We start from the raw sequence: 26,801 nt of genomic DNA, 5'->3' as shown, positions 1-26,801 counted from the left end.
AAAGCCCTTCAAGTGGACTTATAAGGGTAAAGTATTAGCGGTTTAGTGGGTATTCTATTTTCGCCGAGCTGTACTAGCAACCCTCGAACCGAATTTAACTTCTTCAGGCAGGGGGTAATCTATCTTCTGATAGCTGTGCAGCACGTCGCGAATGCCAGTATGAATCAAATTTTCTATGTGCAGCAACTGCTCAGAAGAACAGCGAACCTGAACTGTTTGGTTTGACACAGACTCGCCGGAGTCGATCGCAGTATATCTATTAGGAACTCGGCTGAGCACGTAAGCAATTAAATCCTGTCGCAATCCCGAAGGCGAAAAAGCTTGTTGGTAAGGGTGCTTCGGATAAGACTCCAAGATAATTTCTACTTCCTCTGTGACTACAGCTAAGGTAATATTGACAAGATTTTTCTGCATTTTCCCCGTCCCCAAACACTCGTTAACTAATATTTTTGTGGCCGTTCTCGATCTCGTCTGATTTCTCATGAATTTTAACCGGCTAATACCGCCAATCGTTCTTCGGTAATCACCAGCTCGAACTCGGAACTCACCTCTTCTATAACCCGCAGCACGTAGCAGGGAATCTTGTCCGATAAAATAGCAGTTGCCACCGCACCAGTGTGAATTTCTAAGACTGCTTCGGTAGCAGCTTCAAACATCAGTCGCTGTCCCGGAAACATCACTCTTTCAAAGTACCAATTAGGAATGTTCCCAATCCGAACCACCTGAACTAGGTTGGTAACATTTGCGTAATAGCACAGAATCTGGTTGTTACCTTTATAAGATAGCTGATCAGACATTTACAAAATCTCCACACTCTTTCAAAAACTTACTGAGACTTGGCTTTGCCTGTGAGTGGCAATTGCGAGTTTGGCTCTTGACAAAACGACCGACTTATTTTTGGTGTGTTATTCGAGAGCGCGAATCACATCTTCAGTTATTAAATTTTTTAGAATTGAGTTATCCTGCCAACACTTAGATGTCTGGTGCACAAACCCAGTTTTTCCCAGTTTAAAAAACCGGTTTTTGTGTATGCACTACCTAACCCCTGACTTATTTAGGTTGGTTGTTCTGTAGCACCAGTTAATCGAAAGTACCGTCACTTTCCCGAACTCTCCTGACAACAGGTTCGCTCTTTGGCATCGGAATGGTGCTGAGAGTGCGATCGACCTTCAGATCCAGAGCTTGGAGTAAACTTTATCTAAAAAATATGAGGAAATTATGAAGATCATCATTTTTTTTGATAAATATACTTTTGCCGAAGCAGAGATTACAAAAGTTAGGCAAAAACCTGGTTTTTTAGCAAAGAAGTTGGCTGCATCTGTGATCCTGGGTTAAAAAACCCGGTTTCTCAGGGAACTATGCGTAAATCTTGGATTAGCAGGCTGAAAGGAAGTTTTTTAGCAAAAAACTTGGCTGCATCTGTGATTCCGGGTTTAAAAAAACCCTTCTTGAGGCAAGTGTGCGTAACTTCTGGAGGAGTTATTCTGCCTGTAAATACGGTGATAGCCGATCGGCTTTGCGGGTAACAAAAAACCCCGACTCCCTGAGATCATCTCTGACACTTCTAGGGAATCAGAGTTTAAATTAACCAATCACCGATCGATCTCAAAGCTAAATCAAAAAAATGAGGAAATTCTGAAAATAGCAGGAAAAACTAGGACTTTCCTCGACGCAGAAACCAGGTTTAATAACATAATTGCGTGATTTTTGCAAGAATCAAGGGAAGGAGAAAGCGGATTTTTGATCGTCATCCGGCTTTAATGCCCTTGATTCTTCCGTTGGGCTGGGCCGAATTTGTTTGTCTAGTAGCGGTTTCAACTGCCGAGTTTTATATGCTAAGTGCGATCGCATTTTACCCCAGTTTAAAGCAACGGTTCCCAACCCACAATTTCCGCCACTTGCTGTGCCAAACTCAAGGGATCGAAAGGCTTTGCAATCACCCCCGCTACCCCCAAATCAGCAAATTCGCTCAAATCCATCGCCTGCACCTTAGCCGTCAGGAAAATCACTGGAATCCCCCGAGTAGCCGCATTGTTTTGCAGCAAACCAAACAGAGTAAGTCCGTCCATATCCGGCATCATCACATCTAGCAGAATAGCGTCAGGGAGTTGAGTTTCAGCTAAAAGCAATCCTTGGCTGCCGTCGGGCGCGCTTAGTACAATCCAGCCGCCTAAATGTTCCAGACAAGCCTGAATCACGCTGCAGAGGTTTTTTTCATCATCAATGACCAGAATGCGCTTTGCTGACATAATTAAAACTCAAATTTTAAATTAATCATGGTAAACCGAAAAAGGACTTACGCACGCTGCCTTATCAACCGGGTTTCTTGAAAGATATAGCAAAAGGAAGAAGCAATAAAATTAAGAGTTTCAGCACTTCAAAACGTCCTAATCGTCGGGCGCGGTTGATAGATTTTGCCGCTCACCTAATTAAACCCTGAACAGAAAAATCGACCTATCAGCCTCCCAAAATCATCCTACCCGCGTGGGTTGCCAGGAACTTGAGCTTTCGCGATATCTTATCAAAGCAATCTCAAACCTCCAAACTTTTTCCCCCCTCGCCTTCCAACGGTGCAGGTACTGTGAAATAGAAACTGCAGCCTTGTGAGACAACACTTTCGACCCAAATTCTGCCGCCGTGCTGCTGTACTATGCTGCGACAGATAGCCAAACCCAAACCCGTACCTCCTTTTTGGCGGGAGTCAGAAGCATCGACCTGTTGAAACCGTCCAAAGATAGTTTCTAGTTTATCTCCAGGAATCCCCCGCCCTCGATCCTTGACTTCAAATAAAACCCGTGAAGCGTAGCTATCCCGTAGGGAATCGCCCAAATTTTCCACCCTGAGAGTTACTGTACTCCCTGGAGCCGAGAATTTAATCGCATTGCTCAACAAATTTACCAGCAGTTGAACGATTCTGTCGGGATCGGCCCAAATTTGGGCTTTTTCGGGCAAAATCGACAAATAAATGTTATTTTCCGCAGCCAAAGAAAGTACAGCTTCTGCCGACTTCCGCATCAAAACCTGGGCATCGCACCACTGCTTGACGAGGATAACTTGGCTCGAATCGAGCCGTTCTAAGTCTAGAATATCGTTGACCAAACGCACTAACCGTTCGGTATCGCTCGAAGCAATTTCTAACATCTGTTTGGCAGTTTCTGGTTTACTTTTCAGTACCCCAGCCGCCAACAAACCTAAAGAACCGCGAATGGAGGCAAGCGGCGTTCGCAGTTCGTGACTGACAATCGAAATAAACTCATTTTTCATTTTTTCAATTGCCAGACTTTCTGTGATATCTGTGACTGTGCCGACGTGACCAATTAGTTGAGCTTTGTCGGAAAAAATCGGAGCTGTTTTAAGCCGACAAAACCGGATGGTTCCGTCTCGCTGGATGTTGCGGAATTCGCAGGAAAATTCCCCATCTAGCGATTGCGATTGGGACCACTTAGACAGAAGTAGTTTAATGTCTTCGCGGTGAACAAACCGCATCCAGCGGTTTCCTAAAGCTGCTGCCGGTGCGAAGCCGCCAATTGCTTGACAGCGAGGATTTGTATAGGTACATTTCCCCTCAGTATCGATTTTGAAAATGCCGACGGGCGAACTTTCGCTCAGAGAGCGAAATAAAGCTTCGCTTTCCCGGAGTTCTGCTTGAGAGCTTTCTAGTTCTCGGGTTCGCTGCAAAACTCGCATTTCTAACTGTTCGTTGAGCTGTTGGAGGGCGGCTTCAGCAAGTTTGCGATCGCTAATATCCCGGTGCACTGATACCCAGTGGGTAAACTCACCATTTTTGTCCGCTATGGGCACAATGCTCATTTCTACCCAAAATTCCGTCCCGTCTTTGCGGTAATTGATCGAGTCAACCCGCAGCGGCTGCCAGGTTTTCAAAGCTGTCCGAATTCGATGGAGACTGGCGCGGTCTGTTTTTGCTCCTTGCAAGATGCGTGGCGTTTTGCCCACAACTTCTTCTAGCGTATAGCCCGTCATCCGCGTGAAAGCTGGGTTGACATAAATAATTCGCGGCCCCGGTTCCTCAATCGGTTCAGCTTCGGTAATTAACACGGCGTCGTTAGTGGTGGTGACTGCTGATTCCAACAGGCGCAACTCTAATTCTCTAGCTTTACGATCGGTAATTTCTGTAACTGTCCCCACCATCCGCACTGCATCGCCTGCTTCGTTGTAAAAAAACTTACCTTTTCCCTCAATCCAGTGAATGCTGCCGTCGGGCCAAACCACGCGGTTTTCGTGACAGTAATCTGTTCGCTGGGCGAGGGCCTGATTCCTAGCATTCTCCACACCTTTTAAATCTTCTGGGTGAATGCAAGCTGCAAAACTTTGATTGGTTCCGGCAAAAGTTCCCGGGGCCAACCCAAACAACTCTTCGTGTTCCCTCGACCAAACAATGCGATTTTTCTGTATGTCCCAGTCCCAAAATCCGATTTTGGTAGCCGACAAAGCTAAGCTAAGCTGCTGATTCGTTTTCCGCAACTCCATGCTAGTAATAGCAACTCGAAGTTCTCGGGCTATTTCGATTTCGCACCGCTGCCAAGGCAAAGATTTTAACCTCACAGTTTCTTGCCACAAGTCAAAGGAATTGCGAGGAGACAACGGCCGGCTACCATCCGGTTTAACTTCAATTTCCCCCTCTGGTTGACCGGCCCAGTTGACAGTTTGAATTGTTTCTGGACGGAACCACAAAATGTAATAATTTTGCATTTCGGACATGGCAAGTACCAGCAAACCGCTAGCAACTTCTTTAAACTTCTCGGATGGCGGATACAGTTTTGAAAGAGAATCTGTATGAAAAATATCATTATTTTTTTGAGTTTTTATCCAAGCAATTAAGCTTTCGATTTCTCCCAATTCCGGGGTTTTGCCGATGGTTGTTAAATTTTCATTGGCACACACAACTCCACCGGTAGCGCCCACTAAGGTCAGCAATTCATCTCCGGATTTAAGTATACCTTCTACAAACCAGGGTGATTGAGAAATTTTGGTGACAAATTTATGGCAATTTTCTTTTAAATAAATTGCATATTCCCAATTTTCGCTATCTTGTTTGTAGCTAAGTTCTAGATTCACAAACTTGGCTAGCAGTTCGCAAGCCTTTCTTGTTTCGTAGCTGACATACTTTCGTGTTGGGTGGTGACAGGCGATCAATCCCCAGAGTTTTTGATCTTTGATTAATGTCAGGGTCATGCTAGCACCAATGTTCATGTTCTTGAGATATTGAACATGGCAAGGGGAAACTGCTCTCAACAAAGAGAAGCCCAGATTCAAGGGGCGACCGGTCAGCGGATTGCAGTGAGGAATTAGTTCTACAGGCTGACAGTTAATATCGGGAATAAACCGAATTGAATTCATGTTGAACAGGTTTCTTGCCTGGGGGGGAATATCGCCCGCCGGATAGTGCAGTCCCAATAAAGGAGCCAAACTTTCTACTTTGTCTTCGGCGACAACTTCCCCCGCACCTGTGGCATCAAATTGATAGACGATCGCTCGATCGAAACCGATCATCCTCCGCACTTCTTCAACTGCTGTCTGATACAGCACTTGCAGGTTTGGTGTTCTGTGGATTTTGTCGATCGGCTCTTGGACTAAATGATAAAAATTGAAAGAATCGCTAGGTTTTGGGGAAAAAGCCGACTCGAGTTCAAGAATTAATGCTGAACTAGATTGATGCAGCGTCCCCTGAAAAAAAGACTGGCGGTTTTGACTCTTGAATGATAATCTGATACCGTTAGATTGATGGCAGTTTTCAAATAAAGCTTTTTCTATAGCCTCAATTTCCTCAGTTTCGACAAATTCCTGTAAAAATTTGCCCAAAAGTTCTTCGGGATAAATGCCGAGATCCTCAAAAATATTGTTACTAACTTGCAAAATTTTCAAATCAGGAGATTTCAGCACTAAAAGGATGCCATGAGGTTGGATCGCAGCCGGGGCGTAAATTAGTTCGCCGTTGCTGCCATTGAGATTGTCTGTGTCTGAGGGCAATACCATTGCTTTCATCTGATTAATACTTCTCTAAATTAGTCTGTGTTCTTGATCGGCGGGCAAGCATCAATCAACAGCACCGCGTCGAAATCACACAATCTAACAATCCCAAGTCTTGGCTAAGGCTTCCTGATTTGTTTCGGACACGCACTGCATATTTGCTCCTAGTTATCTCATTAAAAAAAAAGAATACAACTGTAGGTACGTGATCGAAACCCATATCTCATCATTCATTCCCAGTTCTTCAATTATTTAATTCTTTAATTTTTTAAATCTAAAATGGGATTAGCGCTGTGCCTGAGCCAGTCTGTTTCTGAGTTGAGTCCGCTCCAAACGATTGAGGAGGCGAGCAATTAATTCCGGTTTCACGATCGGCTTGTTCACGTAGTCGTCAGCACCTGCGACAAACATTTGGCGCACTATTTCCGATTCGGAATGAGCTGTCAAAAATAGCACGGGGAGCTTGCTCCAGCGCAAATCGTTGCGAACTGCCAAACACAGCTCGATACCGCTGTAACCGGGCATCTCGACATCTAAAATTAGCAAATCCGGACAAGTTGTTTCGAGTACCTCCCAGAACTTTTCGGGATCGTCCAATGTTGTTACTTGAAATCCCCAAGGTTTGAGAATCACTTCCAGTGCAGCCAATAGATGCACGTCATCGTCTACCACCATAACTTTAGCTTCAGCCGGACCAGTCTGGTCGAGTAGTTGGGCGACTGCTTTGAGTATATCTGCTGGGGGCATAGATTTGTGTAAAAAGCCCGAAGCTCCCAAACGAGCAACTTCTATTCGATCGCTCAATTGATTGTGTCCGCTAAAAACCATCACCGGAATTTCGGGCTTTTCACTGCGGAGTTCGGCTAAGAGAGAAAGTCCGTTTTCCTGAGATCTGGAAAATGTTAAATCCAGCAAAATCGCGTCGGGAGGCTGTTGAGAAATCGCATTTCTTGCCGCTTGCGGAGAGTTGGCAACTTCTATCTGGAAGCCGGAACCGGATGCTACTGTTTTCAGTTGATCGCTCCCAAAAGTATCTTCATCAACAATCAGCATTCGGCGCTTTTGGGAAACCGCAGGAACCAAATCGCCTTCTGGTTCGGGCGACGGGCGATCGAATATCTGTTTGAGCTTATGCAGAAATCCCTCAATCTGCTGAGCAGTCCCCGGTTTTAAGATGTTTTCAGCCTTGAACAAATGTTCTATCTGGCGCGCAACTTCCGAACCTTTCGGCAGCCCTAACGTTCCCAAAGAACCGACTAATTTGTGAGCTTGAGCCTGGGCTTCTTGGCGCAGTTCGCCCTCCAAGGCTCCGTTTTTGAGTTGAGCGATCGCGCGATCGAATATCGCCACCTTTTCTATAAAATTAGCTTTGAAATTTTCCCGAATTTCAGCAACCACAGTCAGGACTTTGAGGCGGCGGTCGTCTTTGTTTAATTCCTGGCTCAACCCGCTGGATTCAGTAGATAAAGTCTCTTGAGTTTTAGCAATTTCTGCCCTTTCCTGCCCAACCTGTTGGCTCTCAATCTCCTCCGGCAGACTTTTGAGCCGATAGCCCAATCCGTACACGGTTTCCACTAAATCTACAGTCATCCCGGTTGCTTTCAGCTTCTGCCGCAGCCCCTTGATGTGAGCGGTAACGGCTTCTTCTTGAGGAAATTCGCCGGCCGACCAAATGCGATCGAGGATAGCGCTGCGACTGAAAATCCGCCGGGGATGTCTCAGGAAAAGTTCTAGCAAATTGTACTCTTTAGGAGTTAAGTGCAGCACTTTTTCGGCATAAGTTACTTCCGTAGTGTCCGGGTTGACTTGCAGTTTTTCCCAGGTCAAATTTGTACTCGACAAAGTTGCCTTACCCCGGCGCAGCAAAGCCCGAATTCGAGCGATTAATTCTTCGAGATTAAAGGGTTTGACCACATAATCGTCTGCACCCGCCTCTAAACCTTGGACTCGATCGTTGCTGCTATCTAGCGCTGTCAGCAGTAAAATCGGCATTTGGCAGCCGGACGATCGCAATTTTCGACACAAACTAATGCCGTCTAGTTTAGGAATCAGCACATCCAAGACAATCAGGTCGTAATCGTATGCCTGCACCAACTGCAACGCTGTTTCACCGTCGGCTGCCGCATTCACATTGTAATTGTGAGAGTTCAGCGCTTGAGTTAGTAAACTGACTGTAACTGTGTCATCTTCTACCAGCAGGATTTTCATAAACATCACCTGTCCTTCCAACTCTTCTTGGAACTTTTTATCGGTTTTTGGGGCTAATTAAATAGCCTTTTTACAACTGAATTTAAAAATTCCCCACCTTCAGTATAACAAATATTATTCTTGAAATAGTATAAAGGTCAATTATTATTGTGATTTTATTTGTTGTCCTCTCGTAATATTTCATTAGATCCTGGCTGGAATTTTATGGCTTTTTGGACTTCAGCGCCTGCTGAATTTTTTGAATCAAATATTGCGAGGAATCTTGCTGTTTAACTAAGTTTTCCAACTCGAAAACCGCGACTTCGGCGTGTTCTATCTCTTTAACTAAAGAATCAGCGGTAACACTTTTTATGACTCCCAAAGGTTCTTGGATAGCGGTCAATGAATTAAAATTTTTTTCCGCTATTAATTCTTCCAACTCTAACAAAGCCATTTCTGCGCGATCGATCTTGATAGTCACGGATTTAGCCACATTAGCACCCGCTCTTGCTGCCTCCGTGAGTTCGTGAACTCGAAGTTTAAACCGACTGGCAATTTGCTCCATTTGAGTCCCCAATTCAAACGTTTTACTTGCCAGTCTGCCAATTTCTAGACTCACTTTGCTCAGACCGCTGGGCTGACTTCCCATTTGATTGGTAACTACAGCCACCTGTACTGCTAAATGCCTGACTTGTTCGATCGCCTCCCGGATGGTTCGGGAAGTGCGGTTAACCGTTTCTAAATCATTAGCTATTGCTTTGCCAACGCCCAAAATTTTATCTGTATTGTTGCAAATAGAGTTAGCTCCTTGAAAAGTAGCTTGAAATGCTTGGCGACCTTCCGAGGAAATCAGTTTCGCAATCCTCACAAATCGCTGATTCATTTGAGCAATCTCTTCAGCTTGTTTGACCAGTGCCACTTGCTGGGAACTGGGATTGGTATGCAACTTTTCTGTTTGACGTTGTTGGATTTTCAAAAGCTCATTACATTCGTGAACCTTAGCCTGTTCTTGTTGAAGTAGTGCCAAATAGTTATGTCTTTCTATTCGATATTTTTGGATAAGTTTGTTAGCTTGAGATAAAAGTTTAGACTGGGCAATCACCAAAGTATGAACATCCAAAAGGCGGTGGCTCTGGTTTTCCATCACCACAATAATCGGTTCATAAATCAAGTCTTTGTGCCTGTTGAAAGACGCTTGCACGGCATCGTCAACTTTCCAGTTTTCCGAAAGCAGCAAAGGCGGAATTCTAATAAAATCTAACAAGGCTCGAATCGGGTGTGACCCGTAAAGCTCTACGCGATCGGGAAAACTCATTTGCTCTCGAAATTTGACGCGAGAAATCATGCCCAATACCTGTGATTCATGAGTAATAATGACTCCCGGCAGGTGGGGTTCTTGCTCAAATCTTTCAGCCACTACCTGTCCTAGAGTTGCAGCGCTCACTTGGAAGTCGTGACACGGCAGATGTCCGATCGTGAAATCGGGGGTGAGTTGAGTTGGATTGCTCATTTACCCGGATAGTGTTAAGTACAAGTTAACAAATTATATATTAATATTATACTGGAATAAGATTGTTGAAAGTAGTCAACGACCCAGCACGGAAGTGACTGGGCTTGGGGCCTAAAACTTCATTTTCAGTTGACCAGCCGGAGACCTTTGATGTCTAGGTTTTGTGAGTAATGACACCAAGCGGATGCGTAGCTAGTCCCCTGTTCTGTCGTTAAGGGTTAAACATTTTTATTTGGGTTAAGGACGTGCCATTAGCCGAATCAGCTCAGAAAACAAAGGCGCGTGCTAACTTCACCCCAGCAATGGGAGTGGAATTGCTGAGTTTCGATCAACAACCCGGTTCACAAACACGACCAGAAGCGATCGATTATATAGCCGTATCCCTTCCCCCCGTTTCCTCCTACTGCTTTCGCGCTCGTAAAGCGCTGGAGCGCGGGTCACTCGCGGGGAAGAAAGAGGACAACTATAGGGAGAAATTAGCTCTCTGGCTCCGGGGCCTTCTATTACCTACTTTCTGACTACTGTCATCTCATGTCTGTTGGATCGGCCGCGCCTGCTATGCCCCAGGTTCTCTCCTCAAAACAGAGGCATTCATATTTTGTTCTTTAAAACAACCGGGAAAATATCTAGATTGAAACCAAAAACCTTAAATCGGACTTTGCCGCTAGCAACCTTTGAGGCTGCTTACCAGTTGTTACAGCAAATGGCTGAAATCCCAGGGGCGATTTGGCTGACCGACGAGGTGATCGCTGATTGTCAAAATCTGGAACATTCGTCGGAAAGGTTTGCAGCAGTGGTATCAGAGCATTTTAGTGCGCTGCTGCGGGGCAATCTATTAGATGAGTTCGCAGCAAACGGACACAAGCACAGCGAAAAAAATCTCCATTCGCAATTGAATGTACAGTTGACTTTCGATCCCGGGGCGATCGCCAATTTCCTGTCTCCCCTCGCAGACAAACTCGCAAAAATAACGCCCGCACCCTCGTGGAAAATTGACATTCGCGCCCTCAAACAAGCAATTAAAAATATACAGCCAAACTCGGCAGTTGTTCAAAGCGAATTCACCCTAAATTTGCTGGATATTCTCGCTTCAGATGCCACAAAAAACTGTCACCCGCCCCTACACAACCAAACAGAAATAGAACCCAATTCCGCGCCCAAAGTGATAGCTCCAGAAACGCTACAGATCCAGATTGCTGAAGCCGTCAATCAATTACAAATTGCCAGTCCTTGCATTTCATTTTGTCAGCCAGTGGAAGATGCTTTGCAGCAGCAGCTCGAACAAGAGCGACTTTTGAATCAAGTGACAACTCAAATCCGCCAGAGTTTGGAATTGCCTGTAATTTTGTCAAAAGCAGTCGAGCGAGTGCGAGAGTTTTTGGAGGTCGATCGCCTGTTAATTTATCAATTTGAAAAAGTGCCAGTATCGCATAATGGCGAGTTAGCTAAAGAAATACCTGCGGCGGTTTCGGGGTCGGGCAAAATCAAAGACAATTCCGGTTCTTACTTGTATTTAGGTCGTGTCACCTACGAAGCTTTAGCTAACGATACTATCTCGTCTGTACTGAATTTTAGTGAAGGCGCGCAGTGTTTTACCAATGGAGTAATTGACAGAGAGAAATATCGCAAAGGTTTGGCTTTGGGCGTGGCGGATGTGGAAATAACTTACTCTTCGCAGCCCTGTTTTTTAGACTTGATGCGACGGGCGAAGGTGCGGGCGAAGTTGCTAGTGCCGATCGTAGTTCAAGACGAGTTGTGGGGACTGCTAATTGCCCACCAGTGTACTTTTCGGGAGTGGGAAGAAAGCAAAAAAACATTTTTGCGACAAATAGCAGAACATTTGGCGATCGCCATTTACCAAGCCGAACTTTATGCACAAGTCCAGCAGCAAAAGCGCACCTCAGAACAGCGCGTAATAGAGCGCACGCGAGAACTGCGCGATGCACTGGTTGCCGCCCAGTCTGCCAGCCTCGCCAAGAGCGAATTTTTGGCAGCTATGAGCCACGAATTGCGGACTCCTCTCACCTGCGTCATCGGCATTTCCGATACGCTGCTGCGGTGGTCTTACGGCAAAGTTGGCAGCAAAGAAGTGCCAGTGCAAAAGCAGCGGCAGTACCTGCAAACGATCCGAGACAGCGGCGACCACTTATTAGAATTAATTAACGATATTTTAGATTTATCGCAAGTAGAAGCGGGAAAAGCAGTATTGAAAATTAGTGAATTTTCACTTTCTAAATTAGCTTCTCAGAGCCTGCACGCGCTCAAAGAAAAAGCTGTGGCTAAAGGCGTGGAACTGGTGCAAGAACAGCGGATCAAACAAGAGTGCGATCGCTTCATCGCTGACCCGCGCCGCTTGAGACAAATTCTCTTCAATCTTTTAGGAAATGCTATTAAGTTTACTCCCAAAGGCGGGCGAGTCATCCTGCGAGTTTGGGTGACAGAAGATAAAAATCGAACGCCGGCAGTGCGGCAGCCCGGTACTGCACCTGCTGGCAGTACCGCTGTTTTTCAAATCAAAGATACCGGCATTGGAATTCCCGAAAATCAGCGATCGCTTTTGTTTCAAAAATTCCAGCAGTTGGATTCCCCCTACCGCCGCGAATACGGTGGCACCGGTCTGGGATTGGCTTTAACTAAACAGTTAGTAGAGCTTCACGGCGGCGCGATCGAAGTCAACTCTACAGTTGATGTCGGCTCTACTTTTACCGTTTTTATACCAATCCAAACTCAAAGCAAAGATGAATCCACAAAATTCACATATGAAAAATCAAATTCATCTTTACCGCTGCATTCTTCCTCCTTGCGGGGCAGCCTCGTGCTCGTCGAAGAAGATGAAGAAACTGCCATGCTGATTTGCGATATCCTGACAGTCGCAGGACTGCAAGTGGTGTGGATGATTGAAGGTTCGGCGGCGGTGGAACAAATTGAACTTTTGCAGCCGAATGCTGTGATTGTCGATATGCGTTTGCCCGGTATGAATGGCTGCGAAATAATTCACCAACTGCGTCAAAAACCCGCGACTGAAAATATCAAAATTCTGGCTTTAAGCGCTAAGGAGATTCCCGCAGATGAGATATCTTCTGTGACGGCTGGAGCTAACGATTGTTTGGCTAAACCGATTCACCCTGAGCAATTGCTGGACAAAATTATTTCTTTAATGGCCGGGATTGGTAATGGGTAATAACAAAGCAAAAAAATCGCCAATTGCCAATTCCCAATTGCCAATTCCCAATCCCCCAATTACCAATTATTAATTACCAATTCCCCATGATTAATTGTCAAATTCCTACAGGATTAATTGTTTCTTGTCAAGCACCTGCTGATTCGCCGCTGCACGATCCGATCGTAATTGCGGCAATGGCTCGAACCGCCATCAATCGAGGTGCATCGGGCGTGCGGATTGACACTCCGCCTCACATTGCAGCGGTGCGAAAACAGATATCCGCTCCCATAATTGGGATTTGGAAGCAGCAATTGCCGGGATGCGAGATTTACATTACTCCTCGGTTTGAAGACGCGCGGGCGATCGCCGCTTCTGGAGCCGATATTATCGCCGTTGATGCTACTCTGAGAAACCGTCCTGCTGGCAGCGAAGACTTAAAGACATTAATCGCGCGAATTCACAGTGAATTGGGCAAATTAGTGATGGCGGATGTAGATACAATAGAATCTGCGATCGCGGCAGCCGAAGCTGGTGCAGATACTGTAGCAACTACTCTTTTTGGCTACACTCCCCAGACGGAGAAATTCTCGCCGCCAGGATTTGATTTGCTTGCGGAAATGGTAGAAAAGCTTAAGGTTCCCGTTATCTGTGAAGGCGGGATATCGGGGCCGGAAATGGCTAAAAAAGCCTTGGATTTAGGAGCGGCGGCTGTTGTTGTGGGGACAGATATTACTGGGATTGATATTAAGGTGACAGCCTATAAGTCGGTGATTGGGAAGTAAGAAGGAAGTTCGGTCACGGATTGTTTAACGGATTTAATGGATGTAACGGATTGAAGGAAGTTCGGCAACGGATTTTTTAACGGATGTAACGGATTGAAGGAAGTTTGGCCACGGATTGTTTAACGGATTTAACGGATGTAACGGATTGAAGGAAGTTCGGCAACGGATTTTTTAACGGATGTAACGGATGTAACGGATTGAAGGAAGAAGGGAGAAGAAATATTCGGCGATTTCAATCGCTTGTAGGCACAGGAAACGCGACAGCTAAGGGTGGGAAATATCGGGCGATTTCAATCGCCCTTTATCAGGGGAAGTTGCTAAATCAGTGCGCCGTTGATAAAGCTGCTAACTACAGCCAAGGCGATCGCCCCCAGTACCGCGCTCCAAAGACCCATCCGCAAACTAAATCCTTCAACTAACTTCGCAGCCGAGGCAAAAATAATCACGTTCATTACAAAAGCAAACAGGCCCGAAAGCAATCCCAGCGTCAGTAGGTTCGGTACGAAAAAAACTGCTTTCAGAATTGGCAAAATTAAAACATTCAACATTCCCAAAACCGCAGCGGAAATTACTGCTTTCGGTGTGCTGTCAATTTCTACGCCGATCGGGAGTTGAGAAATTAGCAGCAAGCTGCTGCCCGTCACCAGCCAAGCAATCAAAAAATCGATCGGTTCCACAGCGCCCCTACCTCCTTAACAGTTGAATTGTCAGAAAAACCTGATATTTAACATATATCTTATATACCTTAATTAAACAATCCGGCTGATTCGTCTGCCAATCGACAGAATTTATGTCTGTTACTAAAGAGTTAGAAGTTATAATCCCTGTAATCATCTGCCCAATCATCCGGATGGGGCCCGTATGAACCTGTTAGTTGAATAAAAAGAGCAGATTAATTAATATGGCTGGCGATTTTTCTTTTAACTCTAAAATCCGATTCGACAAAAATGGCTTGGACAATGCTTCACGGCAACGCAGCCGATCGCTCCAAGTTATGATTTTTATGCTGCTCGTCACTACCTTGATGGCGCTACCAATATTTCGTCTAGCCGAACTGCAACTGATACAGGGAGCCTACAACCGACAACGGGCGGAAAATAACCGCATTCGCCCTGTTTCAGTCCCAGCGAATCGGGGTCAAATTTTAGACCGCAACGGCAAAATTTTTGCTGCCAACCGCGTATCTCGATCGGTCTATGTGTGGCCAAAAGAGCGATCTGCCCAGGAGTGGCAAGAGATCGCCGCTACACTGGGCCCGATCGTCAAACTTCCGGCAGCCGAAATTATCAAAAAAATCGATGTAGCTGGCTACAGATCAGCCCTGCCAGTGCGAATTAGTAAAGATATCGATGTCGGTACTTTCGTCGCTTTGGGAGAACAAGCTAATACTTTGCGGGGAGTTGAAATTCGCGTAGAATCGAGCCGAGACAATCCCCACCAGCAACTAGCAGCTCACCTTTTGGGATACGTCGGCGAAGCTAGTTTAGAGCAATTAAAAGCTAACCCTGTATATCCGATGGGGATGCTTGTGGGTCAAATGGGAGTTGAAAAATTAGCCAATTCAACTTTAGAGGGCGTTTGGGGAAACCGTTTAATCGAGGTGAATGCTAAGGGCGAGGAAATCCAAGATTTAGGTGTAAAAGACCCGATTCCCGGCAAACCGGTGCAGCTAACTTTAGATTTAGATATGCAGAAAACTGCGGAAAAAGCTTTGGGCGATCGCCTGGGTGCAGTTGTGGCGATCGACGTAAAAACCGGAGCTCTTTTAACAATGGCTAGTTGGCCGACATTTGACCCCAATATTTTCACCCGCAAGGTGACTCAAACAGAATGGGATCGACTGCAAGGGCCAGAAAAACCGTTTTTAAATCGAGCCGTTCAAGGTTATCCAGTCGGTAGCACTTTTAAAATTGTCACTGCTATAGCGGGGATGGAGTCAGGCAAGTTTTCTCCTGACTCGACTTTGGGCACTTCTTCTTCAATTACGATCGGCGGAATTTCTTTTAACGAACACAGCGGCGGTTACGGCGTTATCGGTTTCCGCGATGCTTTAGCCTACAGCAGCAATACGTTTTTCTATCAAGTAGGTATGGCTGCCGGCCCAGAACAAATGGCTAAAGCGGCTAAAGCGATGGGCATTGGCGGTACTATTAATTTAGATCTTTTGGGGTTGGAATCCGCCAATCACGGTCAAGTTCCCGTACCAGCAGAGAAACAGAAAATGTATGGGGAAGATTGGTATGTGGGCGATACAGTAACAATGGCGATCGGTCAAGGTTTGGTACTTTGTACTCCCCTAGAATTGGCTGTGATGGTGTCAACTGTTGCTAATGGCGGTTATCGAGTTCAGCCGCATTTATTGGCTTCTCAAACCAACACTCCTATTACCAAAAAAGTTCCCACAGGTATTAAGCCTGCAACTTTGAATGTTGTTCGCCAGGGATTGATTGACGTGGTGAAAAAAGGTACTGGCAAACGCATGAATGATGGTACTATTCCTTTAAGTGCTGGTAAGACTGGGACGGTGGAAATGCCCGGTCATCCTGACAATTCTATGTTTGTGGGTTTTGCTCCTGCTGACAAACCGGAAGTTGCGATCGCAGTTATAGTTGAAGGCGGCGGATTTGGTTCTGTATCGGCGGCACCAATTGCTCAAGAGGTATTCCGAACTTATTTCCAAAAGCAGGGTTTTAAACCTACTAATAAGCCTCTCTAGTCATGACTTCATTGTTGACTGTTGACTGGTGACATTTTGTCCAATACTTCGATCGCACTATCCTGGATATCTGGGAAAAGTGCGATCAATCAAAAGTTTTCCCCTACCAATCGTCTCACTTCCACGGTCGATAAATTCATCATTTGCGCTACCTGTTCCCGACTCATCCCAGAATTTAAAAGTTGAGTTAAGAGCGATCGCAAAGCTGACTCCGCTGCCAGTCGTCCCAGGTTTTCTTCCTTGTGAGTCTTCAAAAACTCACCCGTTTGAGGAACTCTAAACCTCAATTCTCCTGAAATTATATGCAATTCCAGTCCCAGCACTTCACTGAACAACCACAGCGTATCGAAAGCGATATTGTTGGCTGCAATCGGCTCGTACTGATTGTTTATTAGACGTACTCCCTGTAAAATCGGATTTAGGTAATCTCCCGACGGATCGTACTGAAAATATTCCCTAACTCCCAAATCCAGATAAATTTCTGGTTTAGTTTCTTGGTCTTTCGTCTGAGTTGTTTCCGAAGTAATTTCTAGGACAAAATCGGGAGTAATTCCCCCTTCTTCCCAAACTTTATAATTATCCCTTTTGCGGTTGGCAACTCCAAACACCACATAAACATCCGGGGCCACAACTGCCTGGGTGTTCCCTTCTTCATAATATATGAAAGAATTGGCTGACACATAAACATCAGAACGTTCTTGAAAGTAAAGCTTGACAGCTTCTACGCTGTAAGTCATGTAATCCCGCGTGATGTCGCTTTCAGCCATCGGCTCTCCGTCGCTGCTGGGATATTCAATTTCTACTTGTTCGACTTGAGTTAAAATTGTCATTTTTCAATTTTCCTCAAAGTTATTAATTTAATGGGAGCATTCTGTCCGAGTTTGGAAAAGTTCGCTCTTCCTCAAAAAAATCAACAGCCATAAGTTACGCAGGGAACACCCTACATAATTATGTTCTGCGTCCTGGACTGTAACGCTGGTCTGACGTTTGACAGATACAGACTATTTAAATTCTAATTAATCCCTCTATCTAAAATAATCATTTCCGAACCAACAACGGGACTTCTAGCTATTAACTTCCCTTCCATATTCGCAATTTCTAACTTACTAAAATCGAGTAAATTAGCCTCCTTCCACATTTTAGTTGCTAGTTGATTTTGCTCGATTTCGCTGAGTTTGTACCAATCTTCAGCGACTTTCACAGTCAAAATGCTGCTGGAAAAATTAGCTTGAACAGACTCCACTAAACCGCCACCCAGTCGATTCTTAATGTCAGTAACTTGAGTTTGAATCGCAGCAATCAGAGACTGTTCCGGCGTCAGCGGCGGCGGTGGGATAATTTCTACTGGTTGCGGTTTTTCCGGCGCCACTAAATCGGGCAACTTGCTTTTGAATTTAGCAGAGATTGGCTCAGACGGTACGATCGCCTCTGGCGATTGTGGCGTTCCCGACGCCATAAAATCACCAAACGTTGCCGGCGACTGCTGCGCTGCTGGCAAAGGCACTTTTGCTACTTTCTCCGGCGGTTTTGCTGAGAAACTGTTGAAAGTTAAACCGACTACAACGATCAGAATTGCTGCTATGGCGGCGTTTAAAATTGGATCGGAAAGCTTCTGGTTCGTAGATGGTGGCAGTAGCGATCGCACTAGCCGCACAATACTTTGCCAAAGTACACCTACTTTCTCTAAAAAACTCCCTTCCGTGCGTTGGGATACAGGCTTTTTATCAAATTTTACAGCAACTTTTGGTGGGGGTACGCTGTTAACTTCCGCAGCAACAGCGGGAGGAGTTACTGTTGCTGAGTCAGCAGCGGTGGGCGCGATCGGCTTTTGGGCCTGCAACGGCGGTTCGGCTGGTAATTTTTTGCCTTTTTTTCCCAAATTCCCAATCGATGCAATCAAAGCTTTGATTCTCTGATTTTTGGGAACCGCGCTGCTGGCATTTTGAGTTTTGCTGCCAGTGGGGGCAGACTTTGCAGCCGAATCAACCTCCGGTGTCGGAGATTGAGAGGCTTCTGGAGTTGACTGGTTTAGTTGTTCTTCTGACATTTTCTCTGCCTTGGGGCGTTGCAAATATATGTAAACGAGATAAATTTTAATTGAGCCATCTCAACCTTAATTTATCATTTAATTAGTTGTAACCGAATCAAAATGAGCATCAAACGTCGTCACTTTCTAATTTTAGCCAGTCTCAGCAGCTTAGGTTTTGCCGGAGTCTCGAAAATGATTCAGCTTCGGACTTCCTCCGGTAGAGACACCAATGCTGCTGTGCCTTCTAACGTTGAGGCAGAAAGGGCGATCGTCCCTTTGCCGGCCTCACCGCCTATTTTACGCTTTATTTCGGTAGCCGACACCGGTACCGGCGCAGAAGGTCAGTATGCTGTGGCTGAGGCGATGGCGCAATATCACCGCGAAAACCCTTTTAATGTTGCTGTTCTCGCCGGGGACAATATCTACAATAACGGCGAAATTGAAAAAATTAATGCTGTTTTCGAGCGGCCTTATCAGCCATTATTACAGCAAGGTGTAAAATTTTATGCTTGTCTGGGAAATCACGACATCCGCACTGCTAACGGCGATCCGCAAGTTAAATATGCGGGTTTTAATATGCAAGGTCGCTACTATACTTTTCGGCGCGATCCGGTACAGTTTTTTGCTTTAGATACCAATCACAATGCGGATTGGAAAAATCAGCTTGTTTGGCTGGAAAAAGAGTTGAGTCAGAGCATTGCACCTTGGAAAGTTGTGTTCGGTCACCACCCGATTTATTCCTCTGGCGTCTACGGAGTGAGTCAATCTTTTATTAAGACTTTGACGCCTTTGTTTCAAAAGTACGGCGTGCAGCTTTATATTAACGGACACGAGCACAGTTACGAACGCACTCGCTCGATTAACGGTACGACTTATTTAATTTGCGGTGCCGGCGGGGGCACTCGTCCGGTGGGGCGTTCTGAGTGGACGGAGTATTCTGCTAGCCGCCTGAGTTTTGCGACGTTTGATGTCTATGAAGACCGGATGTTTGTCAGTTCTATCGGTACTGACAAACGGGTTTTTGACCGAGGGGTGATTCAAGTGCGATCGGCTTAATTTAGATTATATTCAGGAGCCAACAAAATGAATAGGGGTTGTAGAGCCAATAAAACTGGTTTTGTTTTAGAAACAACTGTAGAAGGTACGTTGAGAGGTCACGGATATCTCGAAATATGTCCCCAGTTGCCGAAAAAGCGCAAGCGAGATTGGCTCTTAATCTCTACTGAAAATCCCAAGCGATATGCTAAACAGGTTTATATCGGGTCTAGCATTTATGAAACTGAAATAAATGTCGATTTTTACATTGTTAATTCCGGTTTGTTTCCTTTGGGTCTAATTGTTGAGTGCAAGTGGCAAGAAGACAAAGGTTCAGTAGACGAGAAGTATCCTTACCTCAATTTAAATATTAAAAATTGTTATGGGGTTCCAACTATTGTTATAGTGGGCGGTGACGTATGAGGCAAGGTTCGATCGACTGGTTTAAAAAACAAATTCCTGACAATCAAAATCTGTTGGCAGTTCACAAGCTCGAAGGTTTCATTACCTGGGCTAACAAACATCTGTAACAACACTTACGCAACTTTACTTTGCCGCCTGCGGGGGAACCACGTATTACCCTACCAAATATTCTTAGGTATAGATTGTGCGTAAGTTGAATTTAAAATGAACATATTAATAATTCTTTGACTTTTCCGCGCTTGCCACTATTAGAATTAATTCCCCTAGCTGCTGATATTTCAATGAGTTGGGGGATACGATGTCTTTGAAAAACTTGATTATCGCTGTAGATTTTATCGATGAAATCGCAGTTAGAATTAGACAGCATAACTGTGACGCCCCGTTCGGCAAGTTCTGCAAAAATATCTCTCAATTTAACTTGTTCGGATTCTTTGAAATTATCCCGGCTGTAAGCCGTGAAGTTACTGGTGGCACTGATTGGATAATACGGGGGGTCAAAATAAACAAAGTCTTGGCTGCTTGTAGCAAAATCCAAAATTTCATCGAATTTTCTCACTTCAATTTGAGCGCGCGCGAGTAAAGATGAGACCGATCGCAATAAATCGGCTTGACAAATGTTAGGATTTTTGTATCGACCTATGGGAACGTTAAATTCACCTTTTGAGTTTTCTCTGTAGAGGCCGTTGTAACAAGTTTTATTTAGGTAAATCAGGCGTGCTGCTTTTTCTGTATCTGTTTTGTAGGAGCGCGATCGCACCCAGTAATAATAATCTTTATTGTCCTTGGTATGTTCTAACTGATGCTCTTCTAAAAGTAGAATTAGCTCCTCAACTTTATCCCTGACACAGCGATAAGCATTAATCAACTCAGGATTAATATCTGTTAAAACAGCTTGCAAAGCAGGGTGTTGTTGTGCCAAGTAAAAAAATACGGCTCCGCCACCCAAAAAAGGCTCGTAGTAAGTTGTGAACTTTTCAGGAAAATAAGGTTGATATTGTCCAATCAACCTAGTTTTGCCTCCGGCCCATTTCAGAAAGGGACGTGGCAAGACGAAAGAAGGTGCGGAAGCAGACATTTATCTAGAAATAACGGCCCTATAATATTTATCACAACTAGAACTCAATAGAAATACTTCTGAAGTTCTTACCGGAGGTCGCGTGGCATTAAACAGACAGTGCCGAAGCCATCGGCAAAAAGTTTTCGTTAGAATTATATATGTCAGCCTCGCCGGCAAAAATGCCCGATCGCCCGATTGGCAGATTTAGCTCCGGCTGTGCCAAAATTGTCTAACTCGCTCACAAGTGTTACCAGTCAAAGATCGAACTGTGACACTTTACCCCACCAAGCTCATGCAAGATTTTATTAATAACGTCTCTCGCTACCCCCGCTTTTTGATTACGATATGTCTGGGAATTTTCTTTTTCCTGTTCGAGCGACTCAAACCCCTGCTCGATCGACCGGCAACTGCGATCGCCCTGATTAGTTCGATTGTAGCGACTTTTGTCTTTCTAACTTTTACATTGCGCGCCATGTTAGGCCTGAGTTTGGTTTAAAGGCAAGCTAGGACGCAAACATCAACAGTAAATCAGACAAGCTAGAGCGCAGAGACGAGGCCGACAAAGGGCTCCGGGAGGTTGCGAATTTTTAATTTTTAGTTAAAACACCAACTCCGGAAGTAACTGCCAACTTTATGCCTGCGATCGCACACTTGACAATAGTCGCTGCGATAGATTGGAAGAGGAAGTTAGTAAGCGGCGTTACGTCAGCGCTGCTCAACCAAGGCGCAGGCAAACATTACCGAAGTGCAGGACAAGCGTTTGGGGCTATCAACATTCACTGGGGAAATACTGCACCTCTGTTTCCCCAGTGTCCCACTTAATCATTAGGAAGCGGCACACCCCGCCCCGCTTTCCTCTCCCGTTAACCTGACGGTACCACGAGAGTTTCCAGCGGACAAGACAGATGAAGTTTGAACATATCTATCAATTTTTTCAAGACCCCCCTCCTGTTTATCTAAACAAGGAATTAGCTGTGTGTTACATTCTCTCCGTGTTATTGCGGGGAGATTCCTACGGTACAGAACTGATTGGCCAACTAGAGAGGGAATTCCCCATCTACCGACTTTCTGATACCGTTCTCTACAGCGCTCTGAAATTCCTCGAAGATGAAGGCGTAATCACTGGTTACTGGAAAAAAGTAGAAGGACGAGGCCGCCCCCGCCGGATGTATCAAATCCTCGCTGAGTGGCGGCACCAAGCTCAAGACCTCGCTCGTCTCTGGCACGATTACATTGGTCAGGGAAACGGCGCTTCAGAGCGTCGCTCCCGCGCCTTAGAAACTGGTCACACAGGTTAGCCGAGTTGGAATCGGATGCCTAAACCCTGGAGATGCTGGCGCTACTTGCAAAGCGATTTGCCCGATTGCCTTCGCTTTGCTCGATCGCCGCATAGCGATTAAAGCATCTACACTACGTCAGGACTTACGCATGGTCACTTGAGAATTAGCGACGATGGGGAGATATGAGAATTTGGTGATGGGGAGAAAAACGCCTTGCTACAAAGCTTTCTGCGAATTTTGGTAAAAAAGTGTCTGCGTAAGTCCTCGATCGCTTTCGTATGTAAAGTTCTGTAAAGTAATAGTAGATAATTTCAATTACACAAACTTCTACCGATGAATACTGCTGTTCTTCCTTCAACATTTGTGCTAACGCTGCTGCTGGCTGTTGGCTTGTTTTTCTTCATCAAAGCCTCAGTCAAAGATCGAATCGAACAAGTCAAGCTTGCTTCCGAGAGCGCCCAAGAGTCACTGTTAACCCAGCTACAAGAGTATTTTGCTTCTAGGGCTTACCGAGTTGCAGCCGTCGATGCCCCCAACTATAAAGTCACCTTTGAGGGTTTTGTGCGACCGAGTTGGTTTTTGGCTATTTTTTTAACCATGCTAAGTGCAGGCGGCGCTCTGTGCTTGGGGCTGGTTTTGGGAATGCTAGTTCCTCAGCAGGGTCAAATTTTCCTAGCTTTGGTACTGCTGTCCCCGCTGGCGGGGGTATTTTACTGGAAAAAAGCTGGACGCTCTGAGCAAGTCTCGCTCAAACTCGAATCAGTTGCTGAGTCGGGAAGCCAAACCAAGAGCTTTGTTACTGTCCGAGCTCACCGCGATGAACTAGCAGCCATGCAAAAAGCTTTAGATTTGAAACCGATCGATTAAAAGTTTGACGCGGAACGTTTTTTGATATGCTAGATGCCGTAGTTAGACTTCGAGCAGACAAACCGATGACTAAAGAGCAGCTCTCTCGTTGGCTGTTTTTTTGATCCACTTGTTCGATCGACAAATTGATCGACAAAACAGTCAAAAAAAAACCATTATCGTGAAAGTGCCAATTGTGGCGATCGCCCTTGGGCTGCGATCAAGCCTGTTGCGATGGCTCCTTATACCCTAATTCCTAAGGACTTTTCGCAGAAAATTCAGTTGGCACTCTCCAGACAATGAGAACTCTCGCGCTTTTGTTAAAAGACTTAGAAAAACATTGCTGTCAATGTTTTGAGCTAAACATTTTGAGCTATGCGCGGGCCGCTGACACCACAGGAATTTTTTCTGTGGTAGCTTCCAACATCACCTTTAAGCTGGGAAACAAGAAATGGTTCTCTTCTACGTATTGGGCTCCAAATAAACCTTTTTCAGCCCAGAAGTATCTGTCAGTGGTATGCTCGTTACGCTTGACTAACAGCAATGCTGGGGGAGCAATGCCTTCTGCATGGATGAACTTGCGAGCCGCTGTTACGGGTTTATCTTCGCCGCTCTCGATGCTATATTGAGGCACACACTCTAAAATTCTGCGTCCTTCTTGTCGGCGGCGACTCTTGCGTTTGCGTCTCCTGGCCAATTTCTTTACCTCCTCTGTGAGCAGACAGTATGAGCAGACAGGTTGTAATGATAGCTACCAAATCCGAGGCCAGTATATCCGTTCTAGCTCAAAAAATCAACTGTTTTTAATATATCGACATAATCTTCACATTCGTGCCGATCGACAAAAGTGTAGCTGTTGTGGTATGGTTGGCCGCAAGTTCCGCCAAAAGCCAAGCTTGGGGATCGGTGGAAGCTGCGCGGACGGCGATGCGGGGCAATTTGGGTTCATAAAAACCCCATGCCTTCAACATAGCTGCCTTCTATCAAAGGGAAGAAACCTAAAATCTAGAAGTCTCTCATCAGTAATCGGTGGCAGATCATTTGTAATTTACTTAGAATTCCGTTAGATATCTTAATGTGGCGCTCATGTTAATGCCAGCCAGTTCAGAATTTGTCAAGCTTTGCCACTCGCAGGTGGCCATCGCCGTCAGTTTGGGAGCGAAATTCAGCGCGGTATACCTGACACAAGAGTTGGTAGAAGGCAGCGAAGCAAAGTTGGTGCCGATCGCGGTTTACCCAGAAACCTCAGCCGAATCGGAAGAAAATCAGGGGTTGAGGTTGCAATCTCCCGAAAGCTCGACAGTCAAACCGGTGCCGCGACTGCTGGCGCCGCGGGTTCTTTCTGTGGAAGAATCAACCGTAGAGGCGATCGCACCCGAACCGCTTCCGGGTAATGAGCGCAGTTCCCATCAGTGCCAAGGCCCGGAGAATGTGTGGCAGCAGCGGAGGCAAATTGTGACGCCTCTGATACACGAGGGAGCTGTAATGGGACTTCTAGTCAGCGGTCGGCAAGACAGGCCTTGGAACGAGCCAGAGGAGGCTCAGATACAACAAATTGCTCGCACCTTAGCCCTAGCCTGCATTTTAGACCAGCGATCGCAGTGGATGCACCAGGAATTGGGCGCAACTCGGCAAATCCAGGCTCAGGTTTACGACACGATGCACAATTTGCTCCACCAGTTCAAAAGTCCGCTGACAGCGTTGCGAACTTTTGGCAAGTTGTTAGCGCGGCGGCTGGTACCGGAAGACAAAAACCGCAATGTGGCTTTTAGTATTGTCCGAGAGAGCGATCGGCTGCAAGAGTTGCTCGGCCAGTTCGATCGAACTGTTGACACCGGCGAAGCACATCTAAAACTGCCATCGGGCACTTCAGAAAAAGCAATGTCCAATGTGGAATCAATCCGGCATTCTCCTCTGTCGCTGTCACCTGCGGCCCATTTGCAGGAATCCTGTTTTGTGGCAGAAGTCTTAAAACCGCTGTTAACTTCCGCCGAGGCGATCGCCTCTGAAAGGCATCTGAAATTGGTAGCTGACCTAGAGGCGGATTTGCCGCCAGTCTCAGCGAACGATCGAGCTTTGCGCGAGGTTTTGAGCAATTTAATTGACAATGCTTTGAAATATACCCCTGTCGGTCGCCAAATTTATATTAAAGTAAGGTACAAAGCAGCGGATGGCGATCGGGCAGGATACAGCCAATTGCCTGCCATAGCAGTTGCAGTCAGCGACACAGGTTCCGGCGTTCCCCCCCAGGATTTAGAGCATTTATTTGAGCGGCACTACCGGGGAGAAAAAGCGCAGACCGCAATTCCCGGCACAGGATTGGGTTTGGCGATCGCCCGCGATTTAGTTCGCCAAATGCAAGGAGAAATAGAAGTATTTTCCCCAGTCAATCCTGAATGGCTGCCCTCTGCAGAAACTAATTTATTATATCCAGCGGAGCGTGGCACTACATTTGTGGTTTGGCTACCCGTGAATAAGTAACGATCCGTATTGATTAGAGACATTTTTTATGAAGCATCTGCATTTATTCGATAAAATTCCCAAGTTTTCACATTCTTTAGAAATTTTCAAAAAACACTTTTTTCGTGTACGGTTTTTAGCTGCTTTTAACATTCTGACTGTTCTGATTTTGGGCGGGCTGAGCGTATACGCAAAACTCAACAACCAGGGAGACGGAGTTGAACGCCTGTTTAGCGATCCTTTTAATTTCTGGTTCCCTTACGAAGGCATTCTCACCGGAGTTTCCGAAGTCCTCTGGTGCATCCCAGTAGCAATTTGTGCCTTTACTTTCGGAGTGTTGCGCCAAAAAGAGCCGCGGAGTCGATCGGGGATATTCTTATTTTTTAGTGCATTACTACTGGGAGTCTTTTTCCTGGATGACAGGTTTCGGATGACTTTGATTCTTTCTCGGTTGGGCATATCTCTCAAATTTATTTATTTGTGTTATGGTACGGCGGTTTTCCTTTACGGAGTTAAGTTTTGGCTATACATCAAAACCACTCCTTACCTGCCATTAGTCGTAGCATTCCTCTTGTTTGCTATCTCACGGTTTGAGGATATTTTTGAGTCTCAAAGTCTAGGAGTACACGCGATGTTAGAAGACGGCACTAAATTATTAGCTCTTCTGAATTTATCACTGTATTTTTGGCACATATGTCATCAAGAAATCGGGCGGCATTTACGGCAAAGCGAAAAGCGTTGATTGCCTTGATGATATTACTATAAAAAAAGGCGTTGCTGAATTAGGGTATCACTAAGCAACGCCGGCGATCGCATAAAACCAAAATAATTTCTTTGATTTTGATATGGAATTGGAATATCGGCAAATTTGGGAAGGGTGAATTAATAATCGATCCAACGGAGTGTCTGAGCCTTTGTTCAGATTTAGAGTAGCCAATATTTTTTTATTCAAGTGAGGAAAATAATGTCTTCATATTGTATTTTTTCCGTCAAGTCTTTTCCTATAGTTTTTGCTAATAATTTTACCTGAATCATATCGTTTCCGGTTGCATCGGAATAATAAAATCGAGTCAACAGTTAACACTCAACCATTCAGTTTTTCGACCCGCCCGTCAACAGTCAATCGATTGCGCGATTTTAGATTTTAGATTAAAGAATTGAAGCATTGACCCCACGGATAAATTCGGGGGGCAAGTTTCATCGGATACAGGTTTTTTATTTCTGGACGGATGAATCCGGCGGCTTGTATCCTGGATGCTTTCGGTCAACAGTCAACAGTCAACAGTCAACAATAATTCCGGTGCAACCGGAATTGATATCAGCAC

25 protein-coding genes are annotated in these 26,801 nt (G+C 45.4%); 13 read left to right on the top strand and 12 right to left on the bottom strand.

Annotation, left to right across the window (positions count from 1 at the left end):
• Positions 1-54 precede the first annotated feature (54 nt).
• Complete coding sequence (locus QUA74_RS15810; RefSeq protein ID WP_333330596.1) at positions 55-483, bottom strand: late competence development ComFB family protein; 429 nt, start codon at positions 481-483, stop codon at positions 55-57.
• A 5-nt stretch (positions 484-488) separates the two neighbouring features.
• Positions 489-797 carry a DUF1830 domain-containing protein gene (locus tag QUA74_RS15805; RefSeq protein ID WP_333330593.1) on the bottom strand — a complete coding sequence of 103 codons (309 nt, stop codon included), beginning with the start codon at positions 795-797 and terminating at the stop codon, positions 489-491.
• Positions 798-1,358: 561 nt separating this feature from the next.
• On the opposite strand from QUA74_RS15805, the gene QUA74_RS15800 reads away from it, so the two are divergent.
• Positions 1,359-1,526: a hypothetical protein gene (locus tag QUA74_RS15800; RefSeq protein WP_333330590.1), complete on the top strand. Its 168-nt coding sequence runs from the start codon at positions 1,359-1,361 to the stop codon at positions 1,524-1,526.
• A gap of 336 nt (positions 1,527-1,862) precedes the next feature.
• Here the strand turns inward: QUA74_RS15800 and QUA74_RS15795 are convergent, their stop codons facing one another.
• The 4 genes from QUA74_RS15795 to QUA74_RS15780 form a co-directional block, all read right to left on the bottom strand.
• Positions 1,863-2,249, bottom strand: coding sequence for a response regulator (locus QUA74_RS15795; RefSeq protein ID WP_333330587.1), 387 nt, complete (start codon positions 2,247-2,249; stop codon positions 1,863-1,865).
• A 283-nt stretch (positions 2,250-2,532) separates the two neighbouring features.
• Complete coding sequence (locus tag QUA74_RS15790) at positions 2,533-5,994, bottom strand: PAS domain S-box protein (RefSeq protein ID WP_333330583.1); 3,462 nt, start codon at positions 5,992-5,994, stop codon at positions 2,533-2,535.
• Positions 5,995-6,273: 279 nt separating this feature from the next.
• Positions 6,274-8,196, bottom strand: coding sequence for a response regulator (locus QUA74_RS15785; protein WP_333330580.1), 1,923 nt, complete (start codon positions 8,194-8,196; stop codon positions 6,274-6,276).
• 202 nt (positions 8,197-8,398) lie between these two features.
• Positions 8,399-9,685, bottom strand: a complete 1,287-nt coding sequence (locus QUA74_RS15780; RefSeq protein WP_333330577.1) for a chemotaxis protein — start codon at positions 9,683-9,685, stop codon at positions 8,399-8,401.
• Positions 9,686-10,316: 631 nt separating this feature from the next.
• On the opposite strand from QUA74_RS15780, the gene QUA74_RS15775 reads away from it, so the two are divergent.
• The gene (locus tag QUA74_RS15775) at positions 10,317-12,866 is read left to right on the top strand and encodes an ATP-binding protein (RefSeq protein ID WP_333330574.1); all 2,550 of its coding nucleotides are present in this window, start codon (positions 10,317-10,319) and stop codon (positions 12,864-12,866) included.
• Positions 12,867-12,952: 86 nt separating this feature from the next.
• Positions 12,953-13,630 carry an N-acetylmannosamine-6-phosphate 2-epimerase gene (locus QUA74_RS15770; RefSeq protein WP_333330571.1) on the top strand — a complete coding sequence of 226 codons (678 nt, stop codon included), beginning with the start codon at positions 12,953-12,955 and terminating at the stop codon, positions 13,628-13,630.
• 317 nt (positions 13,631-13,947) lie between these two features.
• Here QUA74_RS15770 and QUA74_RS15765 read toward each other — a convergent pair whose 3' ends face one another.
• The gene (locus QUA74_RS15765; RefSeq protein ID WP_333330568.1) at positions 13,948-14,307 is read right to left on the bottom strand and encodes a phage holin family protein; all 360 of its coding nucleotides are present in this window, start codon (positions 14,305-14,307) and stop codon (positions 13,948-13,950) included.
• Between the two features lie 224 nt (positions 14,308-14,531).
• Here QUA74_RS15765 and mrdA point away from each other — a divergent pair, with 224 nt between their 5' ends.
• Positions 14,532-16,346 (top strand): penicillin-binding protein 2, encoded by a 1,815-nt coding sequence (gene mrdA / locus QUA74_RS15760; protein ID WP_333330565.1) that lies wholly within the window; start codon positions 14,532-14,534, stop codon positions 16,344-16,346.
• An 89-nt stretch (positions 16,347-16,435) separates the two neighbouring features.
• Here the strand turns inward: mrdA and QUA74_RS15755 are convergent, their stop codons facing one another.
• Together QUA74_RS15755 and QUA74_RS15750 are read right to left on the bottom strand one after the other, a co-directional pair.
• Positions 16,436-17,176, bottom strand: a complete 741-nt coding sequence (locus QUA74_RS15755; protein WP_333330562.1) for a Uma2 family endonuclease — start codon at positions 17,174-17,176, stop codon at positions 16,436-16,438.
• 182 nt (positions 17,177-17,358) lie between these two features.
• On the bottom strand, positions 17,359-18,393 hold the full coding sequence (locus QUA74_RS15750; RefSeq protein ID WP_333330559.1) for a hypothetical protein: 1,035 nt from the start codon (positions 18,391-18,393) through the stop codon (positions 17,359-17,361).
• 102 nt (positions 18,394-18,495) lie between these two features.
• Here QUA74_RS15750 and QUA74_RS15745 point away from each other — a divergent pair, with 102 nt between their 5' ends.
• The 3 genes from QUA74_RS15745 to QUA74_RS15735 are packed head-to-tail and all read left to right on the top strand — an operon-like array spanning position 18,496 to position 19,940.
• Positions 18,496-19,431: a metallophosphoesterase gene (locus QUA74_RS15745; protein WP_333330556.1), complete on the top strand. Its 936-nt coding sequence runs from the start codon at positions 18,496-18,498 to the stop codon at positions 19,429-19,431.
• 27 nt (positions 19,432-19,458) lie between these two features.
• Positions 19,459-19,833 carry a PD-(D/E)XK nuclease superfamily protein gene (locus QUA74_RS15740; protein ID WP_333330554.1) on the top strand — a complete coding sequence of 125 codons (375 nt, stop codon included), beginning with the start codon at positions 19,459-19,461 and terminating at the stop codon, positions 19,831-19,833.
• A complete protein-coding gene (locus QUA74_RS15735; RefSeq protein WP_333330551.1) occupies positions 19,830-19,940 on the top strand; it encodes a PD-(D/E)XK nuclease superfamily protein in 111 nt (36 codons plus the stop codon). Before QUA74_RS15740 ends, QUA74_RS15735 begins: the two co-directional genes overlap by 4 nt.
• Positions 19,941-20,032: 92 nt before the next feature.
• On the opposite strand, the gene QUA74_RS15730 is transcribed toward QUA74_RS15735, so the two are convergent.
• Positions 20,033-20,908 carry a DNA adenine methylase gene (locus QUA74_RS15730; RefSeq protein WP_333330548.1) on the bottom strand — a complete coding sequence of 292 codons (876 nt, stop codon included), beginning with the start codon at positions 20,906-20,908 and terminating at the stop codon, positions 20,033-20,035.
• Between the two features lie 274 nt (positions 20,909-21,182).
• Here QUA74_RS15730 and QUA74_RS15725 point away from each other — a divergent pair, with 274 nt between their 5' ends.
• The 4 genes from QUA74_RS15725 to QUA74_RS15710 all read left to right on the top strand — a co-directional run bounded on the left by QUA74_RS15725 (position 21,183) and on the right by QUA74_RS15710 (position 23,037).
• Positions 21,183-21,386 carry a DUF751 family protein gene (locus QUA74_RS15725; RefSeq protein ID WP_333330546.1) on the top strand — a complete coding sequence of 68 codons (204 nt, stop codon included), beginning with the start codon at positions 21,183-21,185 and terminating at the stop codon, positions 21,384-21,386.
• Between the two features lie 137 nt (positions 21,387-21,523).
• Positions 21,524-21,712: a hypothetical protein gene (locus QUA74_RS15720; protein WP_333330544.1), complete on the top strand. Its 189-nt coding sequence runs from the start codon at positions 21,524-21,526 to the stop codon at positions 21,710-21,712.
• Positions 21,713-21,795: 83 nt separating this feature from the next.
• Entirely contained in the window at positions 21,796-22,188 is a 393-nt protein-coding gene (locus QUA74_RS15715; RefSeq protein ID WP_333249507.1) for a PadR family transcriptional regulator, read from the top strand.
• A gap of 315 nt (positions 22,189-22,503) precedes the next feature.
• Positions 22,504-23,037 carry a cofactor assembly of complex C subunit B gene (locus QUA74_RS15710; RefSeq protein ID WP_333330541.1) on the top strand — a complete coding sequence of 178 codons (534 nt, stop codon included), beginning with the start codon at positions 22,504-22,506 and terminating at the stop codon, positions 23,035-23,037.
• A gap of 352 nt (positions 23,038-23,389) precedes the next feature.
• On the opposite strand, the gene QUA74_RS15705 is transcribed toward QUA74_RS15710, so the two are convergent.
• Entirely contained in the window at positions 23,390-23,713 is a 324-nt protein-coding gene (locus tag QUA74_RS15705; RefSeq protein ID WP_333066452.1) for a DUF3155 domain-containing protein, read from the bottom strand.
• A gap of 106 nt (positions 23,714-23,819) precedes the next feature.
• Entirely contained in the window at positions 23,820-23,987 is a 168-nt protein-coding gene (locus QUA74_RS15700) for a hypothetical protein (RefSeq protein ID WP_333330538.1), read from the bottom strand.
• A gap of 121 nt (positions 23,988-24,108) precedes the next feature.
• Here QUA74_RS15700 and QUA74_RS15695 point away from each other — a divergent pair, with 121 nt between their 5' ends.
• Positions 24,109-25,497: an ATP-binding protein gene (locus tag QUA74_RS15695; protein ID WP_333330535.1), complete on the top strand. Its 1,389-nt coding sequence runs from the start codon at positions 24,109-24,111 to the stop codon at positions 25,495-25,497.
• A 28-nt stretch (positions 25,498-25,525) separates the two neighbouring features.
• A complete protein-coding gene (locus QUA74_RS15690; RefSeq protein WP_333330532.1) occupies positions 25,526-26,218 on the top strand; it encodes a hypothetical protein in 693 nt (230 codons plus the stop codon).
• The last annotated feature ends 583 nt before the right edge of the window (positions 26,219-26,801 follow it).

The organism is Microcoleus sp. LAD1_D3 (genome assembly GCF_036702135.1).
Classification (GTDB): Bacteria; Cyanobacteriota; Cyanobacteriia; order Cyanobacteriales; family Microcoleaceae; genus Microcoleus.
Note: the sequence above shows the minus strand (reverse complement) of the source record. Positions and strands in the feature narration are given on the sequence as shown.